Consider the following 7,815-nt stretch of genomic DNA (forward strand, 5'->3'; position numbering starts at 1 on the left):
GTGGTGGTGGAGGACGGCCCGACCCGGGTGGTGGCGGCCTCCCCACTGACTCCGGCACCTCGGGCTGCGACTGCACCGCCGCCTCCGTGCCCGGTAGTGTGCTCCTCGGCCTGCTGGCCCTGGGGTTGTCGGTGCGCCGACGCCGCGAGCGCTGAAGCGCGTTGCCATGGGGCGCGGGGCACGATGAAGTGCGACCGCTCATGCGTTCCCCGCGCCCCTTCCTCCTCGCGCTCGTGACTTGTGCCGCCGCCTGCGCCGGCACCCAGCCCTCCGCGCCCGTCGTCGCGCCTCCCATCTCGCCGGTGCGAATCACGCTGGTGGGCCTCAACGACTTCCATGGGCAGGTGGAGCCGCACCGCACGAAGCTCGCGGATGGACGCGTGGTGGAGGAGGGCGGTGCCGCCATGCTCGCCGCGTATGTCGCGCGGCTTCGCGAGGACAATCCCGGAGGTGTGTTGCTGCTGGATGGCGGCGACCTCTTCCAGGGCACGCTGGCGTCGAACCTCACCGAGGGCGCCATCGTCGTCGACGTGTACAACCACCTGGGCTTCACGGCGGCGGCCATCGGCAACCATGAGTTCGACTACGGGCCCGCGGGGCCCGCGCCCATGGCCGCGGGTTCCGGCGAGGACCCGCTCGGTGCCCTCAAGGCGCGCGTGAAGCAGGCGCGCTTTCCGCTCCTGTCCGCCAACCTCCGCGACGCGGCGACGGGCAAGTCTCCCTCATGGCTGGGCAACGACGGTACGCACATCGTCGTGGTGAAGGGGCTGCGCGTCGGCGTGCTGGGCCTCACCACCGAGTCCACCCCGAGCGTCACCAATCCGGCCAACGTGGACTCGCTGCGCTTCGCGCCCCTGGCGTCCTCGGCGCTGGAGGCCTCACGCTCCCTGCGCGAGCGCGGCGCGGACGTGGTCGTGGCGGTGGCGCACGCGGGCGGCCAGTGCTCGGACCTGCGCAATCCCCGGGACACGTCGAGCTGCGACAAGGGCGACGCGGAGATTCTCGACATGCTGGCCGCGCTGCCCCAGGGCACGCTCGACGCGGTGGTGGCCGGGCACACGCACCAGACGATGGGCCACTTCTTCGACGGCGTGCCCATCATCGAGACGACGGGACAGGCTCGCTCGCTGGGCGTGGTGGAGCTCTTCGTCGACCCGGTGAAGCGCCGCGTGGACCCGTCGCTCACTCGCATCCAGGCCGCCGTTCCATTGTGCACCCAGGTGGACGCCGTCCACGGTGACTGTGACGGACGCCGCCTGCGCGAGCGCGCCGAGGTGAAGCTGTCTCCGTCGGTCTTCCTGGGCACCGCCATGCGGCCGGACGCGGAGGTGACGCGGCTGCTCGCGCCCACGCTGGCGAAGGTCGACGAGGCCCAGGGCCGAGCCTCGGGCGTGTCCTGCGCGTCACCCCTGGCGCGCGGCTTCACGGAGGAGGGCGCGCTGGGCAACGTCATCGCGGACGCGCTGCGCGAGGCGGCCGGCGCGGACGCCGCGGTGATGAACCCCGGGGGCATCCGGGCCGACCTGCCAGGTGGGACGCTGTCCTTCGGCCACGTCTACCAGGCGCTCCCATTCGACAACACGGTGGCCGTGCTCACGCTCACCGGCGCGGAGCTGCGGCACCTGCTGGAGCTGGCGCATGGCGTGGAGCGCGGCGCCGTGTTCGCGGTGTCTGGCCTGGAATTGACGCTGGCCCGCTGTCCGGGCCCCGGCCGGTTGCAGGGCGTCACGTTGGAGGGCGGCAAGCCGCTCGTGCCGGAGCAGCGCTACCGCGTCGCGGTGCCAGACTTCCTCGCACGGGGAGGTGACGGCGTGGACGGCGTGACGCGGCCACTGCCTCCAGAACGCGCCGAGCTGTCCCCATTCCGGGGAATGGACCTGCGCGAGGCGCTGATCGCCTACGGCCGCTCCCACGGGGGTGTCCTGCCCACGCCCGCGCTGGGACGCGTGCGCTACAGCGGTGTCGCACAGGTGTGTCCCACAGCGTCTCGCTGAGGGAGCCTGGGCTGAAAATTCGACCGCGAGCTGATCCGCCGGCGGTGAAGGGGACCGCCAACCCTTGGAAAGATCAGCGGAAACGCTCCAGGGCCGATTTTTCGGCCTGGGATCAGTTTTCAACGGGAGGAAGAGTCCTTACTCTAGGGCTCGCGAGTGCCCGTGCCGAGGTGGCCCCATCATCAGGGACTGCGTGCGGAGGCCCTCGAGAGCGAGGGACTGACATGCTCTACAAAGTGACCCCGATGATGCCGCCGCCGCCGGAGAAGGCGAAGCCGCGTGAGCCGGGGCAGGCCCAGCCACGCAAGCGGCGCAAGTCCGCCGTCTACGACGCGGATGGCCACGAGGTGCTCATCTCGTTGATGTGCATCAAGTGTCGCACCCTGAAGCCGTTGGCCCAGTTCGGTCTGCGTAAAATGGCGGACGGCGCCATCCGCAACCAGCCCTGGTGCCGGACGTGCCGCTCGGGCGCGGGCACCAAGAAACCCAAGGCTGGCAAGGGCGAGACTCCCGCCGCGCCCGCCGAGGCCACGCCGGTGCTCCAGGTCGTCGAGCGCGCCGCTCCGAAGGCCACCGCTGAAGTCGCCGCGCCCGCCTCGCCCACGCGGGGCTGAAGCGCTTCAGGCCGCGGCGGTCACTCCTCCGGGTCGACCAGGGACTGGCCGACCCGAAGGGACGTTTTCGAGCCGGACGTCACGACAGTCGCAAGCCCGCCGGCAGCGTGTCACCGAGCGCACGGGCTTCGTCCGCCGCTTCCAACGCCACGACTTCGCGCACCATGCGCACCCACGTCTCCGACGCCTGGGCCGCGACGAGCGCTTGCGCCGCGCGCTCCCGCAGGGCCGGGTCCAAGTCCCGCGTGCGGTCGCCGGTGAGCCTCGCGAGCTGCGCGGCGGCGAAGGGCGCGCCGTCAATCTTCCGCAGATCCATCTCCAGGAGCAGCGTGAGCCACGCCTCCGCGGTCTCCACGTCCACCACCTTGTGGCCGCTGCCGTAGAGCGGCACGCGCGCGCCCAGTCGTCCCAGGGCCCAGGCCCAGGGGCCGCCGGACTTCGCCTCCGCCTTCAGCCGCTCGGCCACCCACCGCCCCATCTCCGCCTTGTCGGAGGGCGGCAGGTGCTCCAGTGAGGCAGCCGTGCGCACCATCTCCTCCAATCCCTCGGGTTGGATTCCCTTGAGCTTCCCAGGCGGCGGCGTGCCGGGGGGCACCTTCCTCGCGAGGTGCGGCTGCAGGTAGGCGTAGAGCTTCTGCTGCTGTGCCTCGGTGAGTCCGCCGGCGATGCGGCGCCACATCACCCAGAACTCCGTCCACACCGCCTTGTCCGAGTGGTGCTGCACCAGCGCGTCGAAGAGGCTGAAGGTCTGCTCCGCGCGCCAGCCATCCAGCGGGTAGCCGAAGCCCGGGCGCAGGGTGAAGCCCGCGAGGCTGTAGAAGACGCGCTCGTGGTCCTCGCTGCGGCGGCGTTTGCTGGCGCCCGCGTACAGCGTGCTCCACATCTCTCGCAGCACCGGCACGCGCCACGTGTCGCGAGGCCCCAGCGCCTTCTCCAGCGTCCGGGACAGCTGCTTCACGTCCTTGGGGCCCAGGGGCAGCGGCTTGTTTCCGTAGACGCGCTCGATGTTGTCCTTCGCCTCGGCGAAGCGCGCGGGCATGGACTCGGTGACGGTCAGCTCGTGGGAGCCGCCCGTGCCGCGCAGCTCGAACTCCAGACGCCACCGCTCGTCCGCGACGTCGGAGACGCAGTACAGCTCCAGCGTGCCAATCTCCGTCAGCGCCGCCTGGAGGTGCACCGGGACTTCCGCCACCTTCCCCGACGCGCCCTTGAGCAGCGTGTGGATGGGCGGCAGGGGCTTCAAGTCCTCCGCCAGCGGCACCAAATCTCCTGGCTTGTCGATGCGGTCGCTCGTCGTCGAGTAGAGCTGGAACTGCACGGGTCGGCCGAGCGTGAGCGTGAAGGGGCGCTCACCCAGGTCGACCTTCTGGCCCTCCTCGAAGCCTCGGGGGATGAGGCAGAGGGCGGGCTGCTCCGCGCTGTCCGCCGCGCGCTGCAGGCCCACGTAATACGCGCGCGCCGCGCCACCGCCGATGCGCAGGCCGTGCCCGCGCCGCACCAGTCCGTAGTACGCGGCGCCGCGCGCCACGGCCAGCTCCAGCGACACGTGGCGCAAGAGGGAGATTTTCGGCGCGTCCGGCCACCAAGCGGACACGGCCTCCACCAGTCGCTCCGAAATCCAGGGCGAGTTGAAGACGCCGCCGTTGAGGAGGATGGCGTCGGGGCGGGGGAGGGCGCCCTCGAAAGGCGGGGCCTCGCCCAGGGCCGCGAAGCCCGCCGCCGCGTGCTGCGCGAGGAAGGCGGCCAGGTGGCGTGTCACCGCCGCGTCCTGCACGTACGGCAGGCCCAGCTCCTGGAGCGCCATGCGCGCGGCGCGACGGGGCCGCTCGCCAGGCGGGGTGCGCGGGAAGAAGCCGTCCAGCACCAGCGCGTGGGCCTCCTCTCGCGTCAGCTCGGAGGACAACGTTCCGCCCAAGAGGCGGCTGCCCTCGCCCGCGAGCGAGACGCCGTACTTCTCTGGAGGCTCCTTGCCCAGCAGTGCTTCCTTCGCGGTGCGCGCGGCTTGAATCGCCTGCGTCCACTGCGTGGCGGACAGGCGGCGTCCGGCCGCCACGAGCTTCTCCTCGACACGCCGGGCCAGCGCGGCGTCCATGTTGTCGCCACCCAGCATCAGGTGGTCACCCACCGCCAGGCGCCGCAGCATGGGACCTTCCGGCGACACGCCCGCGTGCACCAGCGTGAAGTCGGTGGTGCCTCCGCCCACGTCCACCACCAGCACCAGCCGGACGTGGGAGAGCGTCTGCTCCAGGTCCGCGCGGTGGCGCGCGGTGTAGTCGTAGAAGGCGGCCTGGGGCTCCTCGAGCAGGGTGAACTTCTCCAGCCCGGCCTTGCGCGCGGCGCTCACGGTGAGGGCGCGCGCGGCCTCGTCGAAGGAGGCGGGGACGGTGATGACCACCTCCTGCTTCGACAGGGGGGCGTCCGGATGCGTGTAGTCCCACGCGCGCGCCAGGTGCGTCAGGAGCAGGGCGCTGGCGTCGACGGGGGACAGCTTCTGGACGTCGGCCGGAGCGCCCCAGGGGAGGATGGGCGCGGAGCGGTCCACGCCCGGGTGGCACAGCCAGCTCTTGGCGCTGGCCACCAGTCGTCCCGGAACGCGGGCGCCCTGCCAGCGGGCCAGCTCTCCCACCACCCACGGGCCGCCGTCGTCACCCCAGGGAAGCTGGAGGGACTCGGTGCTCAGCTCGTGGCCCGCGGGCACGTACACGGTGGAGGGCAGCAGCGCGCGCGGCGCCACCTCCCCCTGACGGACGAGCTGGGGAACGGGGAAGTCCTCCACGGGCGCGCTCGCGCCCCGAGAGGGGTCCACGGACGCCACCGCGCAGTGGGTGGTACCCAGGTCGATGCCGACGATTCGCATACACCTCCGTTTGCCGGCCGGCGTTCTACTCCTTCATGCGGACGTTGAGCTCCAGCTTCCAACGTCCCGAGCCACCTTTCTCCAGGCACCGCAGCTCCAGCGTCCCCACCTCCGTCACCGCGGCCTGCAGGTTGACGGGCGTCAAGTCGCCGTAGGTCGAGGCCTGTCCGGGCATGGTCGTCTCGATGGGGGCCAGCTCCTCCATCTCTCCCTTGGCCAGCTCGTCCGCCACGTCATCCACCATGACGCCGACCTTGTCGTCGCGCCGCATGGAGGAGGAGAAGAAGCGGAAGCTGGTGGGCTCGCCGGTGACGAGGCCGAACTCCTGCGGCGGCACATCCGCCTGCGTGCCTTCCTCCATGCCGAAGGGCGCCACGCACAGCGCCTTCACGGGAGGCTCGAAGCCGGGCACCGCGGGCATCGCCGACTCCACGCCCACGTAGTACGCGCGCGCCGTGCCGCCGCGGATGCGCAGGCCGTTGCCCTGGCGCACCCAGCCGTAATACGCCGCGCCGCGCGCCACCGCGAGGTCCAGGTCCGCGCCCTCAAGCTCCTTCGCCGGCTGGCCCCCGTCCGCCTTCAGCCACAGGTTGAGCACCTCCATGACGCGCTCCTTGAGAGGGCCCGCCTTGAAGACGCCGCCGTTGAAGAGCACCGCCGTCGGGTGGAGGAAGGACTTGTCGCCCACGTCCACCGGTGCGTCGTGGCTCGCCGCCAGCGCCTGGGCCTGCCGCGTGAGGAAGGCCGCCAGGTGCCGCGAGACGCCCGGGTCCTGCGCGTAGGGCAGCGCCATCTGCGCCAGGCCCATGCGCCGCGCGGTGCGGGGCAGCTCCGCCAGGGGTGTCACGGGGAAGAAGCCCTCGGTGAGGACGCGATCCAACTCCTCGCGTGTCAGCTCCGTGCGCAGCGTGCCGCCGATGAGGGACGAGCCCCGGCCGGGGATGGAGATGGGCACCTTGTCCAGCGAGGTGTCGCCGTACAGCGTCTCCTTCGCCTGCCGGCAGCCGTAGGTGAGGGCGTTGAACTGCCACGGGTCCAGCTTCTTGCCGTCGGCGGCCAGGCGCTGGTTGAGCGTGTGCGCCAGCGCCAGGTCCATGTTGTCGCCGCCCAACAGGATGTGGTCGCCCACCGCCACGCGCAGCAGCTCCACCTCGCCGCCGCTGTCGCGCACGGTGATGACGGAGAAGTCGGACGTGCCGCCGCCCACGTCGACGACGAGGATGACCTCGCCGGGCTTCACCTGCTGCCGGAAGTTCTCCCCCATCGCCTCCAGCCACGCGTACAGCGCGGCCTGCGGCTCCTCGAGCAGGGTGAGGTGCTCGATTCCCGCCGCTTTCGCGGCCTCCAGCGTCAGCTCTCGCGCCGCCGCATCGAAGGACGCGGGGACGGTGACGATGACGTCCTGGGTGGCCAGCGCGTTGCCGGACTCGTCGTCCCCCTGCGCGAAGGTGGAGTCCCACGCCTCCTTGAGGTGGCGCAGGAAGCGCGCGGACGCGTCCAACGGGGACACGCGCTGCACGTCCTGCGGAGCCTGCCATGGCAGGAGCGCCGAGCGCCGGTCCACGCCGGGGTGGGACAGCCAGCTCTTGGGTGACGACACCAGCCGGGTGGGGACCTTGGCCCCGTGGGCGCGGGCGAACTCACCGATGATGGAGGAGGCGTCCTTGTTCCACGGCAGCGCCAGGCTGCCCTGGGGAAATTCCTGGGCGGAGGGCAGATAGAGGAAGGAGGGCAGGAGCGGGCGCGACTCCAGCGTGCCGGGCGCCGTCAGTTGGGGAATCGGCAACATCGACTGCGCGCGTCCCCGGGCCTTGCTGTCCTCGAGGTTGAAGTACGACACCGCGGAGTGCGTGGTGCCAAGGTCGATGCCGATGGAATAGCGGGCCATATCGGGCTTGAACTCCTTGAAGGCTCCCTTTTGTCCGGTCTGCGTGTCCGTCGAGCGACGCTCAGGCGAGCTCGACTTCCGCTGGAGCGAGCACTCGCGGGTCCATGGCGGGGCTCACGACCGGAAACTTCACTTCCGACGTCACCCACCCGTGGTGGCGCAGCGTGCCGGTGTGGGGAGGCTGTCCCGTCACGTTGCCAATGAGGCGGATGCGCTGGGCATCGAAGGACACGGGCACGGTGACCTGCTCTCCCTCCGACTGGGGGAGCACCGGCTTGAGGGTGAAGTACTGGCCCACCACCTTGCGGCACCCCTCGTGGACGGTGCGGCAGGCGGCTCCCACCTCGGCGTCCGAGAAGGCGGCCACGTTCTCCTGGAGGAAGTCCACCAGCCGACCTTCCCTCTGGAGCATGGCGAGCAGGGCCAGGGCGCTGGCGTGCTCCCGCTCGGGCGGCAGGGCAG

The 7,815-nt window shown here is 71.4% G+C and carries 6 protein-coding genes; 3 read left to right on the forward strand and 3 right to left on the reverse strand.

Annotation, left to right across the window (positions count from 1 at the left end):
- The 3 genes from HUW62_RS43950 to HUW62_RS43960 all read left to right on the forward strand — a co-directional run.
- Positions 1-155, forward strand: a 155-nt coding sequence (locus HUW62_RS43950; protein WP_176437851.1) for an MYXO-CTERM sorting domain-containing protein, incomplete at its 5' end; no start/stop codon positions are given.
- Positions 156-200: 45 nt separating this feature from the next.
- Positions 201-1,994, forward strand: a complete 1,794-nt coding sequence (locus tag HUW62_RS43955) for a bifunctional UDP-sugar hydrolase/5'-nucleotidase (RefSeq protein WP_176437852.1) — start codon at positions 201-203, stop codon at positions 1,992-1,994.
- A 224-nt stretch (positions 1,995-2,218) separates the two neighbouring features.
- On the forward strand, positions 2,219-2,608 hold the full coding sequence (locus HUW62_RS43960) for a hypothetical protein (protein ID WP_163861441.1): 390 nt from the start codon (positions 2,219-2,221) through the stop codon (positions 2,606-2,608).
- Positions 2,609-2,687: 79 nt separating this feature from the next.
- On the opposite strand, the gene HUW62_RS43965 is transcribed toward HUW62_RS43960, so the two are convergent.
- The 3 genes from HUW62_RS43965 to HUW62_RS43975 form a co-directional block, all read right to left on the reverse strand.
- Entirely contained in the window at positions 2,688-5,465 is a 2,778-nt protein-coding gene (locus tag HUW62_RS43965) for an Hsp70 family protein (RefSeq protein ID WP_176437853.1), read from the reverse strand.
- Positions 5,466-5,490: 25 nt separating this feature from the next.
- Entirely contained in the window at positions 5,491-7,353 is a 1,863-nt protein-coding gene (locus HUW62_RS43970; protein ID WP_176437854.1) for an Hsp70 family protein, read from the reverse strand.
- Positions 7,354-7,414: 61 nt separating this feature from the next.
- Positions 7,415-7,815, reverse strand: a 401-nt coding sequence (locus tag HUW62_RS43975) for a DUF2760 domain-containing protein (RefSeq protein ID WP_176437855.1), incomplete at its 5' end; no start/stop codon positions are given.

It is taken from the genome of Myxococcus sp. AM011, from assembly GCF_013372595.1.
In the GTDB taxonomy this organism is placed as follows: domain Bacteria; phylum Myxococcota; class Myxococcia; order Myxococcales; family Myxococcaceae; genus Myxococcus; species Myxococcus eversor.